This is a genomic window from Ruegeria sp. HKCCD6157 (assembly GCF_013110685.1).
Classification (GTDB): domain Bacteria; phylum Pseudomonadota; class Alphaproteobacteria; order Rhodobacterales; family Rhodobacteraceae; genus Ruegeria.
In genome coordinates, this window is sequence record NZ_WVRB01000010.1 from 60,210 (window position 1) to 85,779 (window position 25,570).

The window sequence follows — 25,570 nt, forward strand, 5'->3', positions numbered from 1 at the left end:
CAGCCCTTCATGCGTAGGCTTTGGCGCGTTTCTCGGCCATGATATCGGCGATGATATCATCCAGCGTGCGCGCCGGGCTGAACCCGGTATAGCGCCGCAGCTTGGACACATCCGGCAGACGGCGGGCCATGTCTTCGAACCCTTCGGGATAGACCTCTTCGTAAGGCACCAGCCGGATTTCCGAGGTTGAGCCCGTCATCGCGATGACCTTTTCGGCCAGCCCCCGGATCGTCACTTCCTGTTCACCACCGATATTGAAGACCTGCCCCCGGGCTTCGGGGACATCGAGCAGACGCACAAGCGCCTCGATCACATCGGCCACATGGCTGAAACAGCGCGATTGCTCGCCGGTGCCATGAACCTGAATCGGCTGATCCGTCAGCGCCGCTTCGATGAAGTTCGGCACCACCATGCCATAGCGCCCGGTCTGGCGCGGGCCAGTCGTGTTGAAAAAGCGCAGCACGATCACCGGCAGATCCACCTCGCGCGCATAGGCCAGTGCCATGAACTCATCCAGCGTTTTGGCGCAGGCATAAGACCAGCGCAGCACGCTGGTTGCGCCGATCGTCAGGTCGTCATCCTCGTTGAACGGGAATTTCGAGGCCTTGCCGTAAACCTCGGAACTGGAGGCGATGAAGACCAGCGGCTTGTGGCGCAGCGCCGCCCGCAACACGTTCTGCGTGCCGTCGACATTGGTCGCAATCGACTGGCTGGGCTGATCCATGATCAGCTTGACCCCGACCGCGGCGGCCATGTGAAACACCGCGTCAGCAGCCCCGACCAGTTCCTCGACCAATGTGGCATCCAGAACGCTGCCTTCGACAAAACGAAAGGCGGAATGATCCTGAACGGAAGACAGGTTTTGCAGCGATCCGGTGGACAGGTCATCCAGCACCGTCACCTCATGCCCATTGCCAATCAGACGCTCGGCCAGATGTGATCCGATAAAACCGGCCCCGCCCGTGATCAATATTTGCATGAATAACCCTCGTACCAACAGAATCCACTCTAATGCCACAGGCTTAGCATAGGGATCGGTGGCCACCAAATGGTAGATACCGCTATGGTGCGCTGACAGGCCGGGCCTGCACAGTTTTGGAAAAAGGGCTGAATTGTTGCACAACGCATTAAGAATGTTGAACCTGCGGACATGACCGAAAAACACGTGGACCCCCGCCCCGGCGACGGCCTTGCAGGCCAGCGCGTGGTCGTGACCGGCGCCACCGGCTTCATCGGCCGGCGCCTGATCGATGCGCTGCTGAAACTGGGATGTGACGTGACCGCCTTGCTGCGCACGCGCCACGGGGCTGCCGCGTTGGAACAGGCCGGAGCAAAGGCACTGGTTTGCCCGCTGCACCCCGGCCCGACCCTGACGCAGGCGCTGGACGGTGCGGCGGCTCTGTTTCATCTGGCTTACGATTTCCGGGCCTCCGGCGCGGACAACCTTGCAGCCTTCGACGCGCTTGCCAAAGCCGCCGAAGACGGGTCTTGCAACCGTATCGTGCATCTGAGTTCCGCCGTGGTCTATGACAGCTGGCCCAACGGGCCGATCACCGAACGCAACCCGATCACGCCGGAAGATGTGCAAAGCTATCGCGGTGCCAAAATTGCGATGGAACAGAGACTGTTACAGGGGAAATGCGATGCCGCCATCTTGCAGCCGACCATCGTCTATGGGCCCGGCAGTGCGCTTTGGACCAACGGGCCATTGGCGATGATGCGCAGGGGCGGCATCATCCTGCCCGACCCGCCCGGGCAATGCCCGGCCGTGCATGTCGATGACGTGGTACAAGCCGCCCTGCGCGCGGCCTCATCGCCCCGGACCGGGGTCGAGCGATACCTGATCAGCGGCCCGGACACGCTGGGGTGGAAGACGTTTTTCGAAGGCTATGCCCGGCTTGCCGGATGCGGAGAGGTTCGGATTGATCCGGCTGTGAACCCGGCCCCGCCCCCGTCGCCCAATGACAATGCGCCCTCAGGCCCCTCTCTGGCGGGGCAGCTCAGCGCGCATCTGCGCCGCCTTGTCGGGCGCCGCCGGGTCGAGGCCGCCGCAGACTGGGCACGGTCCGTTCAGGCCCGGCTGGCAAAACCCCGGCCCGTGATGCCTGACATGGCGGGACGCAGGCTTTTTGCCGGTCAGCCAGAGGTTTCAACCCGATATGCACAGGATCAGATCGGGTATGTGCCTCGTGTTTCCTTCGACGAATGGATCGAGCATATGCGAAAACAATCGGCACGCTGATTCGAGACTGCCTTGTTTTTGGAAACACCCATTCCGGGTCTTTGCCGGTAACGACAAATTAGTTGGCTTCGTTCCCGATCTGTCCTATCCGATGAAGAGAGAAGGTTTCCAATCTGCTAAGCTAATTTTAATTCAGTGTGACTTTGTACGATCAGGATAGATTATGAACTACGAAACCTCGCACCATCAGTCCCTCAAGCAGCTTATCGCGGCGCGCGATGCGCGGGTTGCCGTGGTCGGGCTGGGCTATGTTGGCCTGCCGCTGGCGCTGACGGCTTATGATGAAGGGTTTGATACCACCGGCGTTGATCTCAACCCCGACCGGGTGGCGCGGATCAATCAGGGGGGTCAGGTCATCTCGTATCTGGCACCGGATCGGATCGCACAAGCGGTAGAGAGTGGGCGCTTTCGCGCAACGCAGGACGCCGCAGCACTGGCCGAGGCCGATATCATCCTGATCTGCGTGCCGACCCCGCTGACCGACGCACAAGATCCCGACATGCGCTTTGTCGCCGCCGCCGCGCAGACCATCGCACAGCATCTGCGCCCCGGTCAGATGGTGGTGCTGGAAAGCAGCGTCTGGCCCGGCGCCACGACCACGCTGGTTCAGCCGATCCTCGAAGCGGGCGGTCTGCGGGCAGGTTCCGATTTCTTCCTGGCCTTCTCGCCCGAGCGCGAAGACCCCGGCAATGACAAATTCGACACGCACAGCATCCCCAAGGTGGTCGGCGCCGACGATCCGCTGTCGCGGCAACTGGTCGAGGATTTCTATCGCGCCATCGTCACCAGCGCCGTGCCCGTCAGCTCGGCCGCCACCGCCGAAGCGGTGAAGCTGGTCGAAAACAGCTTTCGCACCGTCAATATCGCGCTGGTCAATGAATTGAAGACCGCGCTTGAAGCAATGGACGTGGATGTCTGGGAAGTGATCGAGGCCGCGGCGACCAAGCCGTTCGGCTTCATGCCCTTCTATCCCGGTCCTGGAATTGGTGGGGCCTGCATCCCGGTGTCTCCGGCCTATCTGGCCTGGCGCGCCGCGGATGCAGGATCTGATACGCCGCTGATCAATCTGGCCCGCTCCAGCAATGACGCGGTCCCTTCGATGCTGGCGGCACGGATGGCGGCGGAACTGGCCCCGCACAACGGGTCTGCACTGGCGGAAACCGGGCAACCCCTGACCGGACAGCGCATTCTGTTGATGGGCATCGCCTATAAACGCGATGTCGAGGACACCCGCCGCAGCCCGGCGCTGGTGCTGCTGGACGAGCTGGAAAAGCTGGGGGCCGAGGTTGACTATCACGATCCGTATTTCCCCCGCCTGCCCGAAGGTGGCGAATACCCGCAGCTTGCGGGCCGGACATCCCAGCCGCTGACGGCGGACAACCTGAAACGCTATGCGGCGGTGGCCGTAATCACCGATCACAGCGCCCCGGATTATGGTCTGGTCGCGCGCGAGGCCGCGCTGGTCTTCGACACGCGCAACGTCTTTGAAAAGCAGGGGATCAGGGTGGCAGACGGACGGCTGGTCAAGATGTAACCGTCTTGTGGTCGGCGGGGGTGTCTATACCTTCAGAACCCTCGGTGGGATTGCGCATTCCGACGGCAAATCACTCCAGGTAATTCAATTGATAAACCGCAAAGCGCGAAGAAACATAGGCTGTCCCGCTCTCGGGATCGATGACGATATCGCGCAGCCAGGGCCCAAGCCTGTAACGCCGCAGAGATTTTCGAGTCTTCAGATCAATCACGTCAACCTGGTTCGTCAATATGCTTCCGACCAAAAGCAGGTCACGCTCTGCATCCAATGCCAACCCGCGCGCGCCAAATACAGTGGGAAAGCTGTTCTTTGATGCCAAAGTGGTCGTATCAAAGACCTGAATACGCGCGTGCACCGGCGAGGTCACCAGCAATTCTTCTCGTGAAACGTCAACCGTAGATCGATCACTGCGGTCGTCCGAAGGAGTGCTGGCGAGCAGCTCTCCATTCCTCAGGTTGAAAGCATGTACGCCTTCATCACGGAAGAAAAAATTCACATACATAATTGGTTTAAGAGGATGGGTGATCAGATTTCCGGGATCCACGTCCAGTGTCAACTTGCGCGCCAGGCTATTGGCATCGAATATTTGCACCGAGTCTATATCTTCCGTCCGTTCTGCGGCTTCGGACGCTGCAATAAGAACATTTTCCGAAGGATTGTAACCCATAATAATTTCCCCAGGGGGCAACGTTCCCAACGCACGGTCGGACACGATCTTGCGGCTTTCAACATCCACTAAAACCAACTTCTCAGCAGCCCGATTGGCGAATGATATTTGCCTGCGGTCAGGGTCAAAAACGCAGAATTGGGTTTTGTCGGTTATGATCCCTGTATCGCTCACCTCTTGGGTTTCGGGGAGAATCACCAGCAATCTATTTGTTCCGTTTCCGCATAAAAAAAGCTGACCCGAAACAGGATCAAACACCATCGAAGCTATGTCGTACTTTGTATAAATTCCGAAACGCGGGCCAAAAATGACTTTGGCCTGAGGGGACATAAACAGGTTTTGTCCAATTTCTGCCAACCTCGGAAAAGGAAAAAAAGCAACGATGAGAGCAGAGGCGACAACAACACCAGGAATGTAGCGCCCAAAACCGGGCTCTTTGCGTGGTGCATCTGAGCCAAGTTTGCATCTTACCCAAAGATAGTAGGGGCGCGGCAACAACAATTCGGCCAAACCAACCGCGCAGATCATCACGGCATCAAGTAATCTGCCGGACACCGGCTTACGAAGATATTGCGACCAGAACACCCCGGAATTCGCAACCAAAACCCCACCGCAGACAACGCCAAGAACAACTGCGTCACGTCCTGTCCATGGGTACAAGCCCCAGGTGACGCCCGCCAAGACAAGGGCAAACAACGCGAGTGAACGGATGCGCTTTGGTAAGGAACGGGAAAGCAGGAAGATCACAGCCCCCAAAGCCAGGACAATCAATACAAACAGCAGAGCTCTTTCCCAAACGGTTGAAATGACCCCGATTAGGCGTGTCATGAATCCCAAACTACCAGTCGTAGTTTCCAATAAATTCACGAGAGCGTCCCGAAATATGAGAACCCCTAAAGAAATCAGCAGAGGTAAAGCCAAGCGAATGAAGACATACGAGTTCTTCATGGCTTTGTTTGCTTTAAGTTTTTCATTTTGATTCCTCCTTCGAGCGTATTACCGACCCTTAACGCCAAATGACCCCTGACACATGTGGCTCACAAATGCGCGCGATAGGGGGGCGTAGCAGACTAAAAAGCGGCTATCACTGAGCGTCGAATCCAAGCTGCCTTCAACGATCCAAATCGGACGGCTGCGCCCTTCCTGGTAAAGCTAATCCGGATATTCCCCTATTTCCCCCAAAAAAACAACGAATTACAGTTTGGCTTTAACGGAATTATCCTCGCAAGCGCAGCAAATCGTGGCATCTCAATACCAAAAACAATCTCACCAAGTGCCATGAGCACACCAATGCAACCGGTTCTGGCGCGGACTTTTGATCATTGATGTTCGCGGCAATATCGGGAGGTGGCCCCAGGATCAGGGTCCATCTCTTTCCGGGTCAAGGCGTAATGCCCCCCAAAACCGAGCGTGCAGCGTGCTATAAGAGAACCAAGTCTCTCAGCCTCTGTTTCGCGCGCGAAACATCAGGTGTCGCGCGCCTGCAGCCAAGCTTTCAGTTCCGCCAGAAACGTCTCAGACAGCCCTTGGCCGAACAACGTGACCTGCGCGCCGTTTGGGCTCTGTTTCAGGTGAATACCTCCGAAGGTCTCTTTCGGAAGCGTCTTGGCAGCGGGTGGCTTTGCGCCTTTGGACCCAAGGCTATTTAACGCACGGGTCAGAACCGATATCTCAGCTTCCCCCGTCTCGGGCACTGCCTTCTCCAGAGCCTTGGCGATTGAAGAGGCCGCTTTCGCCTCTTCCTTCACGATCTTGGCAATCGACAGCCCCAACCGTTCAGGAATAGCTGACGCAAAGCGCAGATGGTCATCCAGGGCGTGATAGATCGCGATGAACGAGCCGATCTTGGATCGCTTCGCCCGGCTGGCTGATGCAAACAGCCCGCGCAGGGCCGCAGTCTCATCCGGGTAAACGCCCTGCTCTGCCGCGCGCGCCACGATCCGGGCGCGCTCGTAATAGCTCAGCCCGACGCGGATTTCATTTTCCTCGACCATGGCCACATAGGCATCAGATGCGCTCTGCGGCTGCCTGAGGAACGCACGCACGGTTGCAAAGCGGGCCTCGCCCGTCTGCTGCGCCAAAGCCCGCAGCGCTGTCAGACGCCGCCAGCCCGAGATCAACCCGTAACGCCCGCCCTCCAGTTCCACGACCTCGATCGGGGTTTGCTGCCCGCGGGCCTTCAGGCTTTCCTTCAGCGCCTCCATATCCGCGTCATCGGCCGCCATGCGGTCACGCACCAGATAGGTTTCCTCGATGGCGTCCAGCGGCAGATCCTGTACCAAGCGCCCTTCGGCCCGCGCGGCACGCAATTCTCCGGACAGCTCTTCCAGCGCCGCCTGAGCCGCCGTGGCCCCGGCCACCTGCGCAACCGGCGGCGTGGTCCGGGGGGCGTCTGTGGGGAACATCGGGTTCAGCCCGGGGGCAGGGCGGTTGTCTTCCAGATAATCCGGCCGGGCAGGGGTCAGTCGTTTGCGTTTTGCCATTGATTTCTCCTTTTCCTGCGCGGATCAGACTCTGTTTCGGGACGTGGCAGGCGTGTTTCGCGCGCGAAACATCGCGCTCAGAGCGACAATTCCGGTGTTCCCGCCTCTTCGGCCTGCCGGGCCCGTTCTTCGCCCCGCCAGACACCGATCAGCAGCTTTTTGAACGAGGCATAGGTGGCATCAAAGGTTTCCCGCCCGCGCACATAGGTCTCGCGGTTGAAATCGCGGTAATCGGCCTCGTAGATGCCGTTGACCTGTTCCCCCGCCTGACCGATCAGCGCCGTGTAGCCCTGCCAGTGCGGCGACAGGGTCCGGCCCAGATAGGCCTGCATCAGCCCGGCCAGTTCCGCCTGCTGGCTGCCGTCATAGCGGGTGATGATCGTGCGCACCGCATCCCACTGAAACGCCATCTCGGGCCGCCCCAGGGCGCGGGCGGCCATGTTCTCGCCATCCTCGATGGACTGGAAGGTGGAATGCAGCATGTCAAAGAACCGCCCCGTGGAGTCGAACTCCAGGAACGAGGCCCCCATGGGCACCAAAAGGATATCCGAGGCGGCCAGCCCGTTGATCGTCAGATAGCCAAGGGCAGGGGGGGTATCGATGAAAATGATGTCGTAATCGTCCAGCACCCCATCTTCGTCCAGCGTATCGGTCAGCGCATCCCACAGCTTCCAGCTGCGGCCCTGCATCCGCCAGACCGGGATCTGGAACTCGGCCCAATAGAGGTTCAGCTGCGCGCCGATCAGATCGATATTCGGCCAGTGGGTGGTTTGGATCAGATCGCGGCTGCGGGTCTTCAGCGCCTCGGACAGGGTATCGTCGATCGGATGCGGGGCCTCACCCCGGTCAAGACGTCCCTGATTGTCGCGGCGCAGATGGGTGGCGTAGTGGCGGGCAAGCAAGGGGAACACCGTCTGCCATTCATCGCTGACCTTGCCGCCAAAGATCGACGTCATCGAACCTTGGCTGTCCAGGTCTATGACCAGCACCTTGTAACCGTCCAGGGCCGCCGACATGGCCAGATGCGCGCAGGTCGAGGTTTTGCCAACACCGCCCTTGAAATTGGCCACGGACACGATCTTGGCGGGCAGACCCTCGGGGCGGTAGGGGCGGTATTCTTTTGCCTTGGATCCTTCCGAGGCAAAATGTGCCCGCAGCCGCAGAACCTCATCCAGCGTGAACCACTTGGCACCGCCTTCGGTTTCGGACTGTCCCTGGGGCAAATCCGGATTGCCTTTCAGGACCCGGCGAAAATGAGCGGGCGCCACAGGGATCAGATATTTGGTGATTTCCCAAGTCGAAAACAGGCGCAGCTTTTTCTGACCGTTTTCTTCCAGCCCCCGGTTCGCCAGGTCGCTACGCCCCCGCGCACAGGCATCCGCGATTTGCGAGAACTCATGTGTTCCGGTTGGGTCGCCCAGTTCAGCATAGGCCAGATCCGGGTCGATATTGAAATACGGGGGAAGTCCCTCGGACGTTGCTGCTCGCATTGAAATACTGCCCATGTGCTATGTTTTCACTAATATACCACAAAAGGAAGCATGCGAAAGCATTATGAGCACAAAACCGAATTTTCTAAGCAAAATTAAGGGGTAGAAACCCTTCGAGACGCTGTTTTTGAGCGTATAGCAAAAAAATGTTCAGTTAGAATCCTGTTATCTTATTAGTTACGGGTGAATTTGAACTCTATTAAGTATAAGAAAAAAAAGCGGGTTTTGTATTTCTTGTAGGTCACACTGAATCTGATCCCACGATAGGGTGACTCTGATCCCACGTTGCAGTGACTCTGAACCCACGTTCCGGCGGCTTTACGCCTCCTGTGGATAACTCTACGGTGAGCGTCAATAAAACCACGAACAAAGATTCGGGCAGGACATATGGGCAGGGCAGTATGAGCGGGTCAGGGGCGTTGTTGCCTGACCGGCACCCAACGGGCGATTTTTTTGTATGCGATATCTTCGATGCGCTGCCCAAGACAGATATGGGTTCGATGGAGCATCCTATGTTTTCGCTCTCGACCCGGCCGGACCGGCGCATCCTCAATTACGAACATAACGGGGTCGAGATCACGGTGACGCCTTCGGTGCGCGGTCTGGCGACGATCCACGACAAGGACATCCTGATCTTTTGCATCAGCCAGTTGATGGCGGCGATCAATGCGGGCCGGACGGTCAGCCGAGTGTTGCATCTGAAGGCGCATGATCTGCTGGTTGCCACCAACCGCGAAACCAGCGGTGACGGTTACAAGCGTCTGCGCGAAGCGTTCGAGCGGCTGGCCGGCACAAGGATCACCACCAACATTGTGACGGGTGAAAAGGAAACCACCACCGGGTTCGGCCTGATCGAAAGCTGGGAAATCGTGCGTCACACCCGTGCGGGGCGGATGGCCAGCGTCAGCGTGAAACTGTCGGACTGGCTGTTCCGTGCGGTGCTGGCGAAATCGGTGCTGACCCTCAGCCGCGATTACTTCCGCCTGCGCAAACCGCTGGAGCGGCGGATTTATGAGCTGGCACGCAAACATTGCGGGCGTCAGCCCGAGTGGCGGATCTCGGTCGAGGTGCTGTTGAAAAAGTCCGGCTCGGCCTCACCCCGGCGGGTGTTCCGCAAGATGATCCGTGACATGATCGCAGCCGATCACCTGCCCGATTATGAGATGACCGAAGAGCCGGGCGACCTGATCCGGTTCTCGCGCCGGGGTCAGGTGGTCGAGGGGCCGGACAAGCCGATCCTGCCGCCGCAGGCGCTGGAGGAGGCCAGGGCGATGGCGCCTGGCCACGATGTCTATGCGCTGGAAGCGGATTGGCTGGCTTATTGGGCCGCGTCAGGCCGCCCACAGATCAGAAATCCGCAGCGGGCGTTTCTGGGCTATGTGGCCAAAAGGGTCGCCGGACGGGACTAGGCGCTTAGCTGGAATAGGCGGGGTTTTGTTTCTGTACGCGTGTCTTCACGATTTTGACAGCGCCGATAACAATGAGGGCTGCAATGATGAACAGCCAGCCAAAGAGGATGTAGCTGCCCAGAGCCATCAGGATGGACGCACCGGAAATCAAAGCAAACCCGCCGGCGCACAGGCCAACTAGAATGGCTATCCCGATAATTCCAATCATCTTCTCCAAGTCCTCCGGCTATGGTCTTGGTCTGGTCAAACCCAGGTGGGCGCCGTCATGCCATTGAGCAGATGCCCAAAATGATTCCGCGATGAAATCATGGCAAAACTTTGAACCACTAAGGGTTAAAATTTGGTTATTTTTACCGGGAGGAGCATTGCTCCACTACTCGTGCGACACTGCGTGTTTTTTTGTTGAGACATGAACATGTCTTGCTTTTCTGATGTGTAACTTATGAGGGGCAGCCATTTATGGCAATGGAGGTTCGTCAAGACGTGCAAAGGTCCGCCTATCTTGATTTCAGAATGCAGCCGGTTTCGCCCATGGCCATTTTGACCGGTGCCGCCAATTCTTCCGTGCTTTTCCGATGGCCTTATTCAAAGGCAAGCAAACGCCCGGGACGCAATCAGAGTGCCGAACGGCGAGGGGCGCGAACAGGGCTTCGACCCATGCCGCCAGAAGGGCGCTTGGATCTACCCCAACAGATCCGTCGCCGGGTTTTCGGCGATATCCACGTCGTCATAGTATTTCTGCGCCTGCGCCACAGATCGGTGCAGCGACAGGCGCATGGCGGCCTGGATCGGCGCACCGTCCAGCGCGGCCTGGGTCAGAAAGCCAGACCGCAATCCATGCGGCGAGGCGAAATCCTCGGGCAATCCGGCCAGCCTGAGACGATGTTTGACAATCTGATAGATTGCATCCGGGGTCAGGCGGCGTTTCAGCACCCGGTCCGCCTTGGAGATGGGGCGGAATAGCGGGCCACCTGTAATCTCACCAACCTCGATCCAATGCACCAGCGCCTGCGCGGCGCGGCCTTTCAGGATCAGGCGTGGCGCCTCTCCCTTGGCCGTGGTCTTGGTTTCCAGCAGCGACAGCCAGGCGACGCCGGATGTGTCGAACTCCTTCAGCGACACGTCCTCGCGCATCAATCCGGTGATCTCGGACCGGCGGCGCCCGCCGCTGGCCCAGCCCAGCATCAGGATCGCCCGGTCACGGCAATCCCGGCGCGTGCCGCGGCAGGTGGCCAGCAGCTGTTCCAGCACGTCGCGGGTGATCGGGTGCTGCGATTTCGGCGCCGGAGGACGGGCGGCGGCGCGGCGGGCCTTGCCCCGGGCCTGTTTCACCTGCGGCGCGTCGAACGGGCTGGTGAGGTTCTTCATACGGTGAAAAGCCAGCCAGGAGGCAATGCGCCGGTCCAGCGTCGACGGCGCCGGGCAGGCCAGCGATTTGCGCAGCCCCCGCGCAATCAGCACCTCCGCGGTTTGACGCGCAATATCTTCATCGGGCGCATCACCCAGATCGCGCGCATGATCAAGGATGAAGGCCAGCGCCGTGGCCTCACTTTCGGGCCAGTCCAGCGCCGCCCCGAAGCGCGCCATTTTCCACGCCGTCACATAGATCAGATCGCGTTCATAAGCCCGCAGCGTATTGGCAGGGGTGCCGCGGATATAAAGATCACTCAGCGCGTCCTGATCTGCCTGCGACAGGGCAGGGGCGGCGGCGGGGAGATATGGGGCAGGGGGCTTCATGCGTGTCAATTTTCCCTAACCTATAGACTGTTCTTGCTTGTTTTCACCATGTTTCATGGTTTGCCTTATGCTGGGTTGGTCCTTTAGTTGTAGACTCGGATCTAATTTATGCCGGTATTTGTTTACAAAATTGCAGGTTACTTTGCTGCATCTACTAAGGTTTGATGCCGGAGCGGGGCATGGGTCTACAGGTTGCGGACCAATGCCGTCGCGAGTCCAGTGGTTAAGGAAAACCGACATTTCATGGGCGCTATTTTGCGCCCATTCCCCGGTAAAATCAATCACACGTAATAAGGGGTACTTATCGGGTTTGATAACGATTTAGCCAATCGGTTAAGGTAAAGATCAAAAGTGTTGAATTTTGAGCGTAAGGAGAGAAGGGAGTTGTAAACGTGTAGGATCTGTTGCGAAGTTTTTACTGGTGACAACGATAGCATGGGGTTCCGTTGCAAACTTTCGGCCATTGATGCTTTCGGAATCAACGAGTGAATGACTCGCCGGTCGTATCAATTCGAAAGCAAGTTCATGATTTCTTCCAAATCACGGCACGACACCAAATAGCGCAGGTTAAAAACGGCGTGCAATATTATTTCTTTTGGAAAATGCGCGCCCTTGAATGAGATCGTCACAGTTTGACTTTTCCGAAATCCGCTGCGCCACTTTCACGAGGACCAACCTCGAACAGAGGGCCTCAAAGCTTGCGACAGAGCCTTTATGGTCGTTGAGGGTCGATCCTGTCTGCCTCCTCCGGCAGGATACGCCCGATTAGGAACTCGTTGTTCGAAAATACTGTGGTGACGCAATCCGCTGCGGCCGTCCCTGACCGAAGCCGGATTACGGCGTAATCCGCGCGCAGCGCAGTGTTCTTGGTACATTCCCCGTCAAAGAATGCGCGACGTGCCTGCAATAGCTGATACCAGCGCACTACATCAGGTTTGCTGGTTGGAATGTATTTGAAATTTACGACGAACCCTCGCCCACTTAATCGTTCCATCCCGCCGGGAAACGGATCGCCCTCCAGAATTGATCCTCCTGCAATTGCCTCCTGCACTACGATTGCCGCATTCGGTGCCGTGTTGGTGCGGATCCATGATAGAACATCGCGTTCGGAGGCGCTGAGAGCGGCTTCGAGCCTGATATGTGGGGGATACCGCGTGACGATTTGCGCCAGACTGCCCAAGGCCTGGGGCTGTAAGAGCAACAAAACTGCGGTGCAGGTTGCCAGAGCGAGTCGCGGTCGCTGGTCCTGCTCGACCAGTTCCGACAGCATATGCGCCAAAGCCAGAAGCGACATCAGACAGATTAGCCCGGCAGGACGCAGCAGATAGAAGGGTGCCAGCAAGTAGCGGCCATCGTCCAGCATGTAGATAACAAGCGCCAGAAGGACATATACATTCAGCCCAATCAACCAGATCAGCAAAGCCTGGTCCCTGAACCGGTCGCGTAGCATTACGAGCGCAATCAAAAGCGCCAAATGCACGCATGTACCGGGCAGCCAGGCCTTGAGGAAATGGCGGATGCCATCGAGAAGGGGAGCAACATGGAAGTGCGCCGAAAGTTCTGTGTAGATCGCGTTTAGCGAGCGATCGAGGCCCGAGGTATCGACCTCCACCCCGATCCGCTCCCGGATCAAGACAAAGAATAACGGCAGGATCAGCAGGAAGAATCCGATCGCGAGACGTGCGGATTGCCATACGCGACCTGTTTTCAGAAGGTGTAGCAGAACCAGTGCCACAGCCCAGAAACCACCGACCAGAAAATGCATGTAGGTTGCCACTGCCAACGCGATCATAGCCAGTATCCAGCGGCCGTTCAGCGCTGAGGTGATCGCGAGGAATACCGCAGCGTAGGCAAAAACCTTTGCCTCTATTGTGTAGAACATCCATTCATTGCCAAGAATACCCTGAGCACTTTGACAAAATATCAGGAGCGGCAGAGCGAGTTCGGCCACCCGCAATCCGAAATCGCGTGCGATGGCGGCAACCCCCAAGGCAGAGAGCAACCAGAGTGTGAGTGCGAAGATCGTCTTGGCGGCTTCAAAGCCAGCCAGTGTGATAACGTTGCCGATCAGCAAAAAGCTGACGATGCGCCCCTTTGAATCGTCGAAAACCGCATGGCTGTCCGTGAATGCTTCAGGCTGTGCAAATCTATAAGAGAGATCGAAATAGTTGATCTCGTTACCCGACCATTGCACTGGCCACATAAATGGACCGATGACTGCGATTGCGGTTAGAGCAAGTAACCAATAGCTACGACTCGTCGCAATGTCGCCGACCTGCCCCAGCGCTCCGTTCATCAGCCCCCCATAGCATAGGTTGCCATTGCAGTTGCAATTGGTATCCGCATTCATCCTCCTATGCGCATGCGGTCGCGGTTTGGTGAGATATAACATGGTGCTGTAAGTTTTTTGAAATATTTATAAGGCTTTGAACGCTGGAGATGATTTTGGGAGGCGTGGTTTGGTGTTTCGCACCCTGAAAACTGGACCGTTTGAAGCTGGAGTTTTGCGCTAAGCTTCCCAAACTGGGATAGGAGCGGAATCGCATGAAGGCATCAAAGTTCACTGGGATGCAAAAGGCGTTCATCCTGAAGCAAGGCGAGTAAGATCGCTTTTTCATCAAGAGGCTCACCCGGTCGATGCTGGGTGTCAAACCTTCGCATCATCCGCAATAAAATGAGTGAGCCTGGAACGGGGGCGCAGCGACCTTCAGATGCTCCAACACATCTACTCGCGCGCGAAAGGAAAAGGTGGTGTTCCGCCGGTGCGGCTCATTGACGGACTTTATAATATTCCACGGTAGATCGAATTTGTAACACAACCACCTTATCCTGTCATACTCTTCAATCATACTCTTCAATAGGAGGCCGGGGGTGATTTTAGATACCCGTATTTTCTATAATTGTCCTCGGAACAGTTTTGCTCTTGGAGGCAAACTCCACGCCGGGACAAGGGGCCTGCGTCTTTCTTAACCAGCAGGCGTGTGTCCGTCGTCAGGGATTTTGGGACAGATGGCGACGTGAGCTTTGAGATGATCGTGCCGCAGTATTTCTATGTTTTCTATGCGCCTGAAAAACTGTCGGCGGAACAAGTTGAAAACATCGGAAATTTCTCACTCAATTCGATTGAAATGCTGGAATCCTGGGTTCAGGAAATCCTGCTTAGTGTGATTATGGGGAACGAGTATCTGGACAAAGATTTCAGTGCAGCGATGGAACGCTTTAGCACAGAACTTCTGCCCGACCCTTCATAGGATGCCGAAGGCAGACGCCTCGCGGGCCGTGATGTGCCATATGGGTTCGAAACCAACGCCTCTCTGTCGACGATACCTTTGACGTATTGCGCACCTGCCATATGATGGCTGTGTTTCAACATGGCTCAGCCTCGTACCAAATCAGATCAACGGTGCTGAACCTGTAATCGATTTGATAAGACCTTTCCGGGTGGCGGGTTTGTGTGACGTCCGCATGTGCCCCGGACAAGGGGGTAAGGGGTTTCGTCCATGGCCTATGTTTCAGGGCAACCAGAGCAGGAGGTGGATATTGCAACCGGACGTTCCACCCGGCCGCTACGCGTTCTGCAATTGGGGCCAGCATTCGAACGAGGTGGAATCCAGCGCCATATTCTCGACCTGACGAGCTACCTGCGGGATCGGGGACATCATGTTGAGTTGGGTGGATCGTCTGGTCCATGGGGCAAGGAAGGGCGCGATCTCGGGTTTCATGCGTTGGATCTGAAACGTGTGTCGGACGATGAGGGTCTCAGTATGATGAGACGGCTTGGAGCCGCCATGGGGTGCGTGCAAAAACTGCGAAAGATCGTAGCCCGCGGCCGTTTCGACCTTGTTCATTCCCACGAAACCGCCCCTGCACTTGTCGCCCGGCTGGCGCTTGCCGGTCAGCCGACCCGTCGCCTTTTCACCTTCCATGGTTCGACGCCCGAACGGTATGGCGGGGTGGCGCGCAGTGCTCAGTTCGCGGCGCATGTCACCGCCTGTCCCAGCCGTAAAACCCTTGATGCATTGATTGCACGTGGTCTGCCACGGGCGCGCACCGCCCAGCTTGGGCTTGGTGTGCCGCCGCCACCGGATCAGGATCCCGCCGCAGTTCTGGCGCTGAGACAGGAGCTTTTGCGCGATGGGGAAGGCGTGCTGATTTTCAGTCCGGCCCGGTTGGATCCGCAAAAAGGTATCGACGTGATGATCGATGTTTTGGCCCGGCTGGTGAAGGTCCGGCGCGATATCGTGATCGCATTGGCTGGCCACGGTCCTCTGGCGGACGTGCTTTCGGACTGGATTGCTTCGGCCGGGGTGCGTGACAACATCCGGGTTCTGGGGCCGATCGATACCGTTCCCCTGCATATGGCCGCCGCGGATTTCATGCTGCTCACGTCCCGGTGGGAGGCTCTGCCGATTTCAATCGTCGAGGCCTTTCACGCCGGTTTGCCCGTGATAGCGACCGATTGCGGCGGTGTGAGTGAGCTTGTGTCGGACCGGGTTGGGCGGCTTTGCCCTGTCGGTGATGTCGAAGGGCTGACCGCTGCCGTTCTGGAACTGGCAGGGGACGAGGGGCTGCGTAAAACCTTGGGGGCCAACGCCCGCGCATTGGCACGTGAGGACCGTTTCGACCCAACCCATGTGCATGAACGGATCGAACAGATTTATCGGCAGATGCTGGATGGGGTGGCCTGACAGAGCGCTGGAAGTGGAAACAATAAGGGGATGTTTTGTATATTATCGAGTATTTGGGCTGCTTTGAGGTGAAACCGCCTGCATCCGAGCCTTGTGTCAGTATGCGCCCCGGATACGGTGGGATGCGAAAGAAGGACCGGCACCTGCATGCGCCGCGTCCAGGCCGACGATTTTGCCGGGTGCCTGACCTGAACCGAGTGGACTGGAGAAGCCCATGAAACAGCCTTCCCCCGCGCTTGACCGCAACGATCTGGCAATACTCCTGTTCATTCTTCTTCTTGCCGCAGTCCTCAGAAGCGCCGGGCTGAACGCGCCCTTGTGGTATGACGAAATCCGGACCGTCGATACGCATGTCAGCCTTCCGTGGAATGAGATGATGCGCGAATATTCGATGAACCATCATTACTTTTTCAGCATGAAGGCAAAGCTGGTTTCCCAGATATTCGGAGATCAGGCATGGGCATATCGGTTTCCGGCCGTTCTGTTTGGTGTTGGTCTTGTCGGGGTGATCTGGTGGCTGGCCAAAGAGGTTGCGGACAGCACGATTGCGCATGTTTCAGCCTTACTGGTGGCCCTGTCCTATCATCAGGTCTGGTTCTCTCAGAACGCGCGCGGATATACCGAGCTTGCATTCTGGAGCACGCTTGGCTTCATTTTCTTTCTGCGGGGAATGCGCCAGCCAGCGACCGGCACCTGGGTTGCATTCGGCTTTACCGCCGCGGCCGCTGTTTTCACCCATCTGACCGGTGCATTTTTCTTTGTTGCACTGGGTCTCATCTGGCTGCTTTCCCTTGTGACCGGGTTCGGCCGGGGCACTTTGACCCGTGAATGGGTGCTGCATCCGCTGGTGGGTGTTGCAGTTGCGCTGGTTCTGGTCCTGCTTGCATATCTGCCGATCTTGCCAAGCATAGCGGGCACGGTGAGCGAGGTTTCGGCGACATCCGCCGTGGACCCCATGCAGGAATACCAGAACCCGCTCTGGACAATTATCGAAGGTTTGCGGACCGCGGTTGGGGATACCGGCCCGCTGATGTTGTTCATCGCGATCGGTGGGCTGGCCGTCATCGTCTTCGGTGCCGTGGGGGCGCATGCGGTGCAGCCGTTGTTTTTCCCGTCCATCGCCATGCATATCGCCGTGACGCTGCTGCTTCTGCTGTCGCTTGAGATGCGGATCTGGCCGAGGTTCTTTTTCGTCGATATCGGGCTGATCCTTATTCTGGCCGTTGTGGGGTGTCGATACGGTGCTGATGCGGTGGCACGGTGGGCTCAACAGCCCCGGTTTGGATCGCCGCTCTTTGCGTTGGGCGTTCTGGCGATGATCGTGGTGTCCGTGTTCTTGGTGCAGCGGAACTATTCTGCTCCGAAACAGGATCTGGCGGGGGCTTTTGCGCTTGTTGAAGAAACCCGCAGCCCGTCAGAACGGGTATATGCGATCAACCCGGGCGGCCCCCTTTTCGAAGACCACTTCGACGCCGACTGGGGAACCATCGGGGATGCGCAGGACTATTCCGAGGCAATGGCCCAACCTGGCCCTGTGGCGCTGGTTGTTCTGTTCCCAGACCGGATGTTCCGTGCCATTCCTGATCTGCAACGTGATGCGGAAGGGCGGCTGGAACGCGTGCATGCGTTTGCCGGGACGCTGGGGGACGGGCAGGTTCTTGTCTACCGGCGCAGATGAGGCCGAGGGGTCAGGATGAATGACCGTCCAGGGGCTCAAACCCCAGGCTGCTTTCGACAATGTAAAGCGGGCGTTTCCGAGCCTCTGCATAAAGCCGCCCCAGATATTCCCCGATGACGCCCAGCACGACAAGTTGCAGGCCACCGATCAACAGCACTGCAACCATCAATGAGGCATAGCCGGGTACATCCACCCCGTAGACAAGGGTGCGTGAGATCAGGAAAACACCATAGATGATCGCGGCCAACGCAGTCAGCATGCCGACATAGCCCGCAATCCTGAGAGGCACGGTGCTGAACCCGGTAATACCGTCCAGCGCAAAGTTCCAAAGGCGCCAGTAGTTGAATTTGGTCTGCCCCGCCGCACGCTCGGGGCGGTCATACGCCACCTCGGTGTGCCGAAACCCGACCCAGGCAAAAAGGCCCTTCATAAAGCGGTTGTGCTCGCGCAGCTGCCCTACAGCCTGAACCACGCGCCGGTCCATAAGGCGGAAATCGCCGGTATTGGCGGGTATCGGTACCCCCGAAAGCCGGTTGATGACCTGATAGAACTTCCGCGCTGTCCAGCGTTTCATCGCGGTATCGCTGTCGCGGTGGCGCCGGACGGCATAGACGACATCGAACCCTTCGCGCCATTTTTCCAGAAATGTCTCGATCAGTTCAGGCGGATCCTGCAAATCCGCGTCTATCGGAACAACGGCTTCACCCGCAGCTGCATCCAGCCCCGCCGTCAATGCGATTTCCTTGCCGAAATTACGTGAAAAGTTCAGCACCTTGATACGATCATCGCGCTCATGCGCGGCAGCCAGAATCCTGGCGGTCGCGTCTGTGCTGCCGTCGTTCACGCAGATGATCTCGTAGCTTTCCCCAAGCTGATCGAGGAATTGCCCCAAACGTTCGAACAGGGCCGGCAGAACCTCTTCTTCATTGAACATGGGCACGATGATGCTGAGCGTCGGAGCGCTTTGGTCCAGAGCTTTTTCCCGGGACGGAGTTGTGGGGGTACTCATGTTTAAATTTACCATAACGCGTAGCCTTTCCCGTGCGCCCGGGGATAAGTGACCATGGTTTTGCCTTGGGTTCAAAAAGTTCTGTGTACGTGCGTATTTTTTCGAATTTCAGTGTCTTTTCACAGTCACTAAGCGCCTCACGCCGTGTATTGGTTATGACAAAGTTTTTAGTTTGGCGTCATTTGGCCAGTCAGGCGCACGCCTTATTCTAGGTTGCCGGATGGATTTTCTATCGCGCCGAGCGTCAGCTTTTCGGACCAGGTGACTGCACCATCCCCGCCAACCATCGACACGTCGATCACATCCGGCACCTCACCGTTCCAGCCCGCGGTATAGAAGCACCCGCCATGTATGGTGTGGCCACGGCTCTGAACGTCGTAAAAAGCGCTGCGGATGGTTGGCGTCGCGGTGTGTATCACGTCAATTCTGTCCCCCCGAACGGGGGGCGCACAGATTTCCGAGAACCGCAGAACCGCTGTTTGTGTGACGCAGACACGGCCGATTTCGGGCCTGTCACTGTCGGCGCACATGAGGCTGCCGGAAAAGCCGGGGCTTTGCGACAGGCAGACATAGGCGGCACCTTGATACAAATAGACGGAATTCTCGGCCGGGAAGGCCTCGCAGGCCAGTGGTCCTTCATACAGCCCGCCCTCGGCGTACCAGTCCAGGTCATACATGTCCTTGAAGATGCCGGGACGAGAATTCCCAGCGTGAAATACGGTCCAGCCGATCATGTCCCCCCAAGCCAGATCGGGGTAATCTGTATGGCCGACGATGCGGAATGGCGCGCCGTCATACCCTTCCAGCTCCGCGAGCCGCATCATGATTTTCGCGGCAAGCGCCTCATCACGGTCTCCCATTTCGGACTGATCGCTCCAGACGAAAGGCGCCATGAATGCGTATGTGAGCGCAACGATCAGGGGCAGGCCCAGAATGACCGGTGCCGTGAACCCTCTTGCCCGTATTTCGGCATCAACAGCCAGGTAGAAAACCGCAGCCAGCAAGCCGACATAGGCTACGGCCCGTGACGGTATCCACTGCCCATCGTAGGAGAACCAGATCAGAAAAGGCAGCAAGAGAATACCGGTTATGCCTGTCAGGATGCGCAGGGCATGCACCCAATTGTGCGGGTTCCGTACAAGGGCAGAAACGCTCAGCCCAACGCCTAGCAAGAACCCAATTCCGACATAGGCGGTGTTCAGGGTCTTGATTGCCCACGGTATTCTTTGTAGCGACCCCCGCCAGATTTGGCCAAGCAATTGAAGAGCCGTTTCAAGCTTACCCTGCAACTCGTGGAGAGAGGGCAGCGCGATACGGTTGGTCGTGGGGACATGGTCATGTAGCTGGGCAGCCAGATGGGCCTGCGTAAAATAGACCAGAAGGCCAAGACATGATCCAATTGCCGATAGCAGGATGAATATGCCCACATCTGTGCTCTTGTATCGGTCGGTTCGGATCATCGAGACAAACAGGATCACGGCACCAAACGGGACAAAAGGCTGATAGAGTGCTGCACAAAGCGCGATACATTGCGCACCGATCAAAAGCCAGATCACCCGAGAGCCAAACGCATGAAGGATGCCGCGTTCAAAACACTTGAAACCGGCAACGGAAAGCAGCAAGGCCAGCGGGAACGCAAAAACGTGGCTCGAAAAGGTAAGGGCGTTGATCATGTAGATGTGATGAACGCCAAGCGTGAAAATCAAAAAGGTCGCGAAGGGCCGGGTGGCACGATCGCTGGACTGCCGCGCCAGAATCCACGACAGCAGAAGGAAAACGCCTGCCGCTAGTCCAGCCTGCAAGACAGGCAGAAAACGTTCCTGTAAGGCATGGACATACAGAACCTCCATCGCCCAGCGACCTTCCTCAGTCGTCCAGTTAAGAGGCATCCCGCCCTCGGGCGCGCCGTGGACCTGCCGCCAGTCATCGGGGTTTCTGCCATCCCTGATCAGGCCCGGTGCGGTTGTGAGTGCATAAATGAGCAGGCTGGCGGAAATCGCATGCGGCCAGCGGAATTTGACTGGTAGCGCAATGCTCATGTCATGGTTTTCCGCAGATAGGTGGCGCATGATTGCATATCGTCCGGTCAAAAATACTCTTTCAACTTGCGGGCGCGTTTCATGTTGGAAGGCAGAGACACCGTCGCCCGGACCAGTCTCGCCACTGCACGCATTCCCGGAACCGCTTTGAGCGCGGACAGCCCCTTGGATGTTTTGAGCAGGGTTTCATAGGTCTGATTATCTGCATGCCTGAAATCCTTGGCGTGCAAATCTTCACCGTTGTTCTCCGTCGGCACAGACACAACCGCGGTCGCTTTGCGGTTAACTTCAAAGACGACAAAGGATTCAAAAAAACTGATCCCCCAGGCTCGTTTTTCCGCAGTATTTGGTGTCAGCCTTGAGAAACGGTGGTTGATACGATCAACCATGCTCATGGCATATTTGATGAAGGATCGGTTCCGAAGCCCGAAGCCTTCCATATAGGATGTATGCGTGTCTTCCACGACCAGCATGCCGCCATCGCGGATATGCGGCAGCAGGCACTCGGTTGTGATAATCTGTTGTTCATAGGTATGGCCGCCATCGTCCAGGACGATGTCGATTTCACCGATCTCTTTTGCGAGTTTTTCCAGAAAGGCCGGATCGCTCTGGCTGCCGATGAAAATTTCAAAGCCATCCTGCTCCCATCGCTTTGCGCCGGGGTTCAGTTCAACACCGATGATGCGGGCTTGCGGTCCAAAAAACTCGCGCCACATGAACAAAGAGCCGCCACTGAGAACCCCGATTTCGACGAAGGTAATTGGCTTGCCGATGTAGGGAGAGAAAAGCTTGTCATACACATCGAAGTAGGTCGAATGCTTGCTGCTTTTGTACGGGCTGTTCAGGTAAGCTTGGTAGCTTGCCGCGGTCACCGGCATTTTCTCAGGTTTCATTTCGTGGTCCTGTAATTGAATAAAGTTTACTCGTAAGCAAGGTCATGGCCCGTCTGTCTGTCATATATGATGCCGATGCGGGATCATGTGTCGAGACAAATACTCCTTCACTCTAAAACACAAAACTTCCGCAATCTCATTTCGGAACGGACCCGATTGGACAGCCCCGCCCTGAAGGCCTGTTACAATATGGGGGCGTAAAACTCCTGGGGGGGGTCAAACTTTTTTCGCATGTGTCGTAGTGAATTGCGCTGCCCGCAATGAGCTTTAAGTCAACAGGGACGCCTCATAAAGGGCATATGCGCACAGTTTTGCATGTTCCGTAGCGTGCTGGTTCGGAAAAGGCGCGGGCGGGCCCCAAATCTGAGACCCGCCCGTGCTTTGATTGACAATTTCTCTAACCTGAGGCGGTTGTTGCCATCAGGCAAACAAATCCGCGTATGGATTCGGCGACGAGTCAATGAAGTCCACATCATCTCCGACCCCGAGGGTTTCCACGCTGTCGCCAACGTACCAGTCCCGTTCTCCGCCGCCCGCGAAATCGAAATCGGTTTCGGTTTCATCCAGGACAACAGCGCCGTCCACCAGCACCTGAAGGCGATCAGTGTTCTGATCGACCATCATGGTCACCTGATGTGCCTCGCCGTCGTTCAGATCAAGATCCTTGATCTTATAGCCATCACGGAAACCGCCATCGTTGTTGTCGACTTTCGCGACCAGATGACCCTTTTTGGTCAGCTTCAGACCGAAGTTCGAGTGGTTCCAGACAAGCCGCTCGGCGCCGGTATCGTCTTCGCCCCGGGTCATCTCGAACGATAGAGAAATTTCCTCGGCCTCTGCGTAACCAGGCACTTTGCCGATGTTCCCCCGGCTGTCCTGATTGCTTATGTCGATCATCAACTCGCCCTGAGGTTCGGCAACGTTGATGGGGTTTTCGACGTCGGCCTCTGTTTCGGGTTGGTTTTCCCCGGTTTCAGGCTGATTGCCTTCGGTCTCGGGTTGGTTTTCCCCGGTTTCGGGCTGGTTTTCCCCGGTTTCAGGCTGATTGTCCCCGGTATCGGCAGGTGGTGGGTTCGTTCCGATATTGGGTTGGCTTGTTCCGGTATTGGGCTGAGACGGCGTGCCGGTTCCGGTATACCCGTTGTTTTTGAGCCAATCAAAATATGAACCCGAAATGCTGTTTGCGAGGTCAGAGCCTGCACTGACCAAAGCTGCCGGGCTTCCCGGTTTGACGATGTATTGATTGTAGCCGTCCGTCTGCGCCGTGGCCTGGTAGGTAAAGTGCTGGTCGTATTCGGTGGGCTTGATCAGGACGTTGTCAGCAACAGTCCAGCCCGCCTGACCATTATGCCCCAGAATCTGCGATGTGATGTTTTGGGTGATCGTCACGTTCTGGGAATCGGACGAAACGTTAATGACTGGCACCTCAATGCTGCCTGTCAGAGTCTTTTCGTCCACGTGCAGAACAGTGTTTTTCCGGATCGTCAATCCATCCACGCCATAAAGCGAAATGCCGTGGAGGTGACCATTATAAATTACATTGCCTTCTATCAGGACGTTTTTGTGTTGGACATTCGGGTCACTGGTGTCTTTGCCGTCACCGCCAGCCCAAATGGTTTGGGTAAAATCCCCTTGCCCCATATCGAAGACATTGTCGCGAATGATGATGTTGTCGCTGCCGCTGCCGTTGGCGCGCTGTATCTGAATCATGTCGCGATGGTCGCCGGAACCGGCCAGACCACCAAAATCGTGAATATAGTTCTGCTCGACCCTGAAATTATCGACGTTGTCGAAGACAAGACCATCGGATCGGATAGAATGAATATCGTTGCCAATGATATCAACGCCATCGGTATTCGCGGTGATTACGGCCTTCCACCAGTTTTTGAATTCGGTGTTGGTAATGTCAATATTACCCGAATCCCTGATGCTTAAACCGGTCCCGGAGCCGGTCCCGCTGGAGATATCGCCGCTGAAGACCGAGTTGTTGAAGGTGACATTCGAGCTGTTGTAAACGCCGAAAACGCTTAGATACTCCGGATCACCGGAACTGGCGTTATAGTCAAACAAGATGGTATCGAACGTGATATTTGATGCCTGGTTGAGGTTGACTGCAGAAAAGCTTGCGATCGCACTAGGATCAGCGGATTTAATCGTTACGTTGGATGAAAACTGTGTGCCGTTCAGGCTGAGCTTGCCGTAATCGCCGGCCGCAAGCAGTATTGTTTCCCCACCTGTCGCCTGTGACAAGGCCTGGTTCAGCTCTGCCGCAGAGGTTACCGTAATTGTCGTCGACATATTTCACCTTCTGTTTCATAGGCGCTGTGAGTGGCAGCGCACGAGTTCCCGCACACCCAGGACAAATGGAACAGCTGCCCGAAGGCAGTAGAGTGGCCTAAATATGGCTATGTTTGGAAATTGTTGCCTGCATTGGGACAATAATGCCCCTTTGCCTTCATTTCCGAGTGAACTCGATACTCGATACTGGGAATTGTTCCACTTCCCTTGGCGGTTGACGCCTGTTTGGATAATTGATTCCCGTTAAGCAACAATGAACACATAATTGCCACTATTCCGGCGCGTCCTTGCGTATCTCTGGTAGGTGTCGGCAATGAATTGCCCGGTGCCCCTACGGAAACTTGCGGATTTAATCAAAGCCACTCCGGAAAAGCACCGCTGTGATCCCGGTGAGTATCCCGGAAATGTCATGAGATCCGAGAGGTGCCACAATAGACAGCATGCGGCGGTTCGCCTAAGCTTTCGAACGGTTGCAGATCAGAAAGGTGCGTCATGCCCAGATCACGTATTCTTGCGCTGGCAGGTACGATCCTGCTTCTGTTAAGCCCTGCCCTGCATGCGAAGACGTCTTGCGATGGGCTGCATTTCAAACCCAGATTTACGGCCCAGGTCCAAGGTCATGCCATTTCCGACGCAGCAGCACTGGCAGGTGCTTTACAGAATGCCCGTGGCGGTGAGGTCTATCTGCTTGCGCCCGGCAACTATGGTACTCTGAAGTTGGGCAAGACCTTCTCGTCACCCGTGGTGATCAGATCGGCTGATCCTCGCAAACCTGCCTGTTTTAATCGTATGGTGATTGACGGGACCAGTAATCTTCATCTGGACAGCGTCTACTTTGACTACGCTTTCAAGCGCGGTGAGCCAGAGCACATCGCTTACTTTGTTATTCAGAACAGCAGTAAAATCAAAATTTCAAATTCGGTGTTTGGCGGGGATCAGGTTAGAGGTACGGGAACACTTGCTGACGGCAATGGTACCGGACGTGGTCTGTTGCTTATCAACTCAGTGGATATTGATATCGCGAACACAGAATTTAGGAATTGGTGGAAAGCGATTCTGGCGGTCAATTCAAATAGTGTAAGTGTTATTGGCAGTCATCTCCATTCGATCCGCTCTGATGGTTTGGCTTTCGATAATGTAGACAACATCTGGGTCGAGCGAAATTACATTCACGACTTCGGTAATACAGACGGTTCACAAGATCATCGCGACATGATCCAGATTCAACGCGCGAATAATAGCGGAAGCGCCAATATTACTATCCGAGATAATGTTTTTGATATGGGTGCTGGTGGCTTTACCCAGACGATCTGGGCCGGTGGCGACGGTCAGGATTTAGGTAACGGCCAAATGCGACATCGGAATGTGCTGATCGAGAACAACATAATATACAATGGTCATAT

17 protein-coding genes and 2 pseudogenes are annotated in these 25,570 nt (G+C 56.5%); 7 read left to right on the forward strand and 12 right to left on the reverse strand.

Annotation, left to right across the window (positions count from 1 at the left end; translation table 11 throughout):
• Positions 1-7: 7 nt before the first annotated feature.
• Complete coding sequence (locus GS612_RS19500) at positions 8-979, reverse strand: NAD(P)-dependent oxidoreductase (RefSeq protein WP_171642566.1); 972 nt, start codon at positions 977-979, stop codon at positions 8-10.
• Positions 980-1,150: 171 nt separating this feature from the next.
• On the opposite strand from GS612_RS19500, the gene GS612_RS19505 reads away from it, so the two are divergent.
• Both GS612_RS19505 and GS612_RS19510 read left to right on the forward strand, forming a co-directional pair.
• Entirely contained in the window at positions 1,151-2,242 is a 1,092-nt protein-coding gene (locus GS612_RS19505) for an NAD(P)-dependent oxidoreductase (RefSeq protein ID WP_171642568.1), read from the forward strand.
• A gap of 163 nt (positions 2,243-2,405) precedes the next feature.
• Complete coding sequence (locus GS612_RS19510; protein WP_171642570.1) at positions 2,406-3,776, forward strand: nucleotide sugar dehydrogenase; 1,371 nt, start codon at positions 2,406-2,408, stop codon at positions 3,774-3,776.
• Positions 3,777-3,846: 70 nt separating this feature from the next.
• Here GS612_RS19510 and GS612_RS19515 read toward each other — a convergent pair whose 3' ends face one another.
• The 3 genes from GS612_RS19515 to GS612_RS19525 all read right to left on the reverse strand — a co-directional run bounded on the left by GS612_RS19515 (position 3,847) and on the right by GS612_RS19525 (position 8,416).
• Positions 3,847-5,391, reverse strand: a complete 1,545-nt coding sequence (locus GS612_RS19515) for a YncE family protein (RefSeq protein ID WP_171642572.1) — start codon at positions 5,389-5,391, stop codon at positions 3,847-3,849.
• A 518-nt stretch (positions 5,392-5,909) separates the two neighbouring features.
• The gene (locus GS612_RS19520) at positions 5,910-6,926 is read right to left on the reverse strand and encodes a ParB N-terminal domain-containing protein (RefSeq protein ID WP_171642574.1); all 1,017 of its coding nucleotides are present in this window, start codon (positions 6,924-6,926) and stop codon (positions 5,910-5,912) included.
• Positions 6,927-7,003: 77 nt separating this feature from the next.
• Entirely contained in the window at positions 7,004-8,416 is a 1,413-nt protein-coding gene (locus GS612_RS19525; protein ID WP_171206937.1) for an AAA family ATPase, read from the reverse strand.
• Positions 8,417-8,817: 401 nt separating this feature from the next.
• Here GS612_RS19525 and GS612_RS19530 point away from each other — a divergent pair, with 401 nt between their 5' ends.
• Positions 8,818-9,825 carry a replication initiator protein A gene (locus GS612_RS19530; protein ID WP_171331801.1) on the forward strand — a complete coding sequence of 336 codons (1,008 nt, stop codon included), beginning with the start codon at positions 8,818-8,820 and terminating at the stop codon, positions 9,823-9,825.
• Between the two features lie 4 nt (positions 9,826-9,829).
• Here GS612_RS19530 and GS612_RS19535 read toward each other — a convergent pair whose 3' ends face one another.
• The 4 genes and pseudogenes from GS612_RS19535 to GS612_RS19550 form a co-directional block, all read right to left on the reverse strand.
• Positions 9,830-10,033, reverse strand: coding sequence for a hypothetical protein (locus tag GS612_RS19535; RefSeq protein ID WP_171120538.1), 204 nt, complete (start codon positions 10,031-10,033; stop codon positions 9,830-9,832).
• Positions 10,034-10,506: 473 nt separating this feature from the next.
• A complete protein-coding gene (locus tag GS612_RS19540; protein ID WP_171642576.1) occupies positions 10,507-11,562 on the reverse strand; it encodes a tyrosine-type recombinase/integrase in 1,056 nt (351 codons plus the stop codon).
• A 524-nt stretch (positions 11,563-12,086) separates the two neighbouring features.
• Positions 12,087-12,191 (reverse strand): annotated as a pseudogene (locus GS612_RS19545) (IS6 family transposase); the annotation flags it as partial.
• An 83-nt stretch (positions 12,192-12,274) separates the two neighbouring features.
• Complete coding sequence (locus GS612_RS19550; RefSeq protein ID WP_171642577.1) at positions 12,275-13,858, reverse strand: hypothetical protein; 1,584 nt, start codon at positions 13,856-13,858, stop codon at positions 12,275-12,277.
• A 721-nt stretch (positions 13,859-14,579) separates the two neighbouring features.
• Here GS612_RS19550 and GS612_RS19555 point away from each other — a divergent pair.
• The 3 genes from GS612_RS19555 (at position 14,580) to GS612_RS19565 (ending at position 17,928) form a co-directional block, all read left to right on the forward strand.
• A complete protein-coding gene (locus GS612_RS19555) occupies positions 14,580-14,813 on the forward strand; it encodes a hypothetical protein (protein ID WP_171642579.1) in 234 nt (77 codons plus the stop codon).
• 249 nt (positions 14,814-15,062) lie between these two features.
• Positions 15,063-16,250 (forward strand): glycosyltransferase family 4 protein, encoded by a 1,188-nt coding sequence (locus GS612_RS19560; protein WP_171642581.1) that lies wholly within the window; start codon positions 15,063-15,065, stop codon positions 16,248-16,250.
• 214 nt (positions 16,251-16,464) lie between these two features.
• Entirely contained in the window at positions 16,465-17,928 is a 1,464-nt protein-coding gene (locus GS612_RS19565) for a glycosyltransferase family 39 protein (RefSeq protein WP_171642583.1), read from the forward strand.
• A gap of 10 nt (positions 17,929-17,938) precedes the next feature.
• Here GS612_RS19565 and GS612_RS19570 read toward each other — a convergent pair whose 3' ends face one another.
• The 4 genes from GS612_RS19570 to GS612_RS19585 all read right to left on the reverse strand — a co-directional run bounded on the left by GS612_RS19570 (position 17,939) and on the right by GS612_RS19585 (position 24,167).
• Positions 17,939-18,937, reverse strand: coding sequence for a glycosyltransferase family 2 protein (locus GS612_RS19570; RefSeq protein WP_171642585.1), 999 nt, complete (start codon positions 18,935-18,937; stop codon positions 17,939-17,941).
• Between the two features lie 203 nt (positions 18,938-19,140).
• Positions 19,141-20,976, reverse strand: coding sequence for a glucosyltransferase domain-containing protein (locus GS612_RS19575; RefSeq protein ID WP_216603661.1), 1,836 nt, complete (start codon positions 20,974-20,976; stop codon positions 19,141-19,143).
• A gap of 47 nt (positions 20,977-21,023) precedes the next feature.
• Positions 21,024-21,869: a class I SAM-dependent methyltransferase gene (locus GS612_RS19580; protein WP_253286232.1), complete on the reverse strand. Its 846-nt coding sequence runs from the start codon at positions 21,867-21,869 to the stop codon at positions 21,024-21,026.
• A 420-nt stretch (positions 21,870-22,289) separates the two neighbouring features.
• On the reverse strand, positions 22,290-24,167 hold the full coding sequence (locus GS612_RS19585; protein ID WP_171642589.1) for a right-handed parallel beta-helix repeat-containing protein: 1,878 nt from the start codon (positions 24,165-24,167) through the stop codon (positions 22,290-22,292).
• A gap of 492 nt (positions 24,168-24,659) precedes the next feature.
• Between GS612_RS19585 and GS612_RS19590 the strand changes: the two are divergent.
• Positions 24,660-25,570, forward strand: a pseudogene (locus tag GS612_RS19590) (right-handed parallel beta-helix repeat-containing protein); the annotation flags it as partial.

Bases quoted from the DNA above. Each gene is read 5' to 3' on its own strand.
- GS612_RS19500 (WP_171642566.1), bottom strand. From the start codon at position 979: ATGCAAATATTGATCACGGGCGGGGCCGGTTTTATCGGATCACATCTG.
- GS612_RS19505 (WP_171642568.1), top strand. From the start codon at position 1,151: ATGACCGAAAAACACGTGGACCCCCGCCCCGGCGACGGCCTTGCAGGC.
- GS612_RS19510 (WP_171642570.1), top strand. From the start codon at position 2,406: ATGAACTACGAAACCTCGCACCATCAGTCCCTCAAGCAGCTTATCGCG.
- GS612_RS19515 (WP_171642572.1), bottom strand. From the start codon at position 5,391: ATGAAGAACTCGTATGTCTTCATTCGCTTGGCTTTACCTCTGCTGATT.
- GS612_RS19520 (WP_171642574.1), bottom strand. From the start codon at position 6,926: ATGGCAAAACGCAAACGACTGACCCCTGCCCGGCCGGATTATCTGGAA.
- GS612_RS19525 (WP_171206937.1), bottom strand. From the start codon at position 8,416: ATGCGAGCAGCAACGTCCGAGGGACTTCCCCCGTATTTCAATATCGAC.
- GS612_RS19530 (WP_171331801.1), top strand. From the start codon at position 8,818: ATGAGCGGGTCAGGGGCGTTGTTGCCTGACCGGCACCCAACGGGCGAT.
- GS612_RS19535 (WP_171120538.1), bottom strand. From the start codon at position 10,033: ATGATTGGAATTATCGGGATAGCCATTCTAGTTGGCCTGTGCGCCGGC.
- GS612_RS19540 (WP_171642576.1), bottom strand. From the start codon at position 11,562: ATGAAGCCCCCTGCCCCATATCTCCCCGCCGCCGCCCCTGCCCTGTCG.
- GS612_RS19550 (WP_171642577.1), bottom strand. From the start codon at position 13,858: ATGAACGGAGCGCTGGGGCAGGTCGGCGACATTGCGACGAGTCGTAGC.
- GS612_RS19560 (WP_171642581.1), top strand. From the start codon at position 15,063: ATGGCCTATGTTTCAGGGCAACCAGAGCAGGAGGTGGATATTGCAACC.
- GS612_RS19565 (WP_171642583.1), top strand. From the start codon at position 16,465: ATGAAACAGCCTTCCCCCGCGCTTGACCGCAACGATCTGGCAATACTC.
- GS612_RS19570 (WP_171642585.1), bottom strand. From the start codon at position 18,937: ATGAGTACCCCCACAACTCCGTCCCGGGAAAAAGCTCTGGACCAAAGC.
- GS612_RS19575 (WP_216603661.1), bottom strand. From the start codon at position 20,976: ATGAGCATTGCGCTACCAGTCAAATTCCGCTGGCCGCATGCGATTTCC.
- GS612_RS19580 (WP_253286232.1), bottom strand. From the start codon at position 21,869: ATGAAACCTGAGAAAATGCCGGTGACCGCGGCAAGCTACCAAGCTTAC.
- GS612_RS19585 (WP_171642589.1), bottom strand. From the start codon at position 24,167: ATGTCGACGACAATTACGGTAACCTCTGCGGCAGAGCTGAACCAGGCC.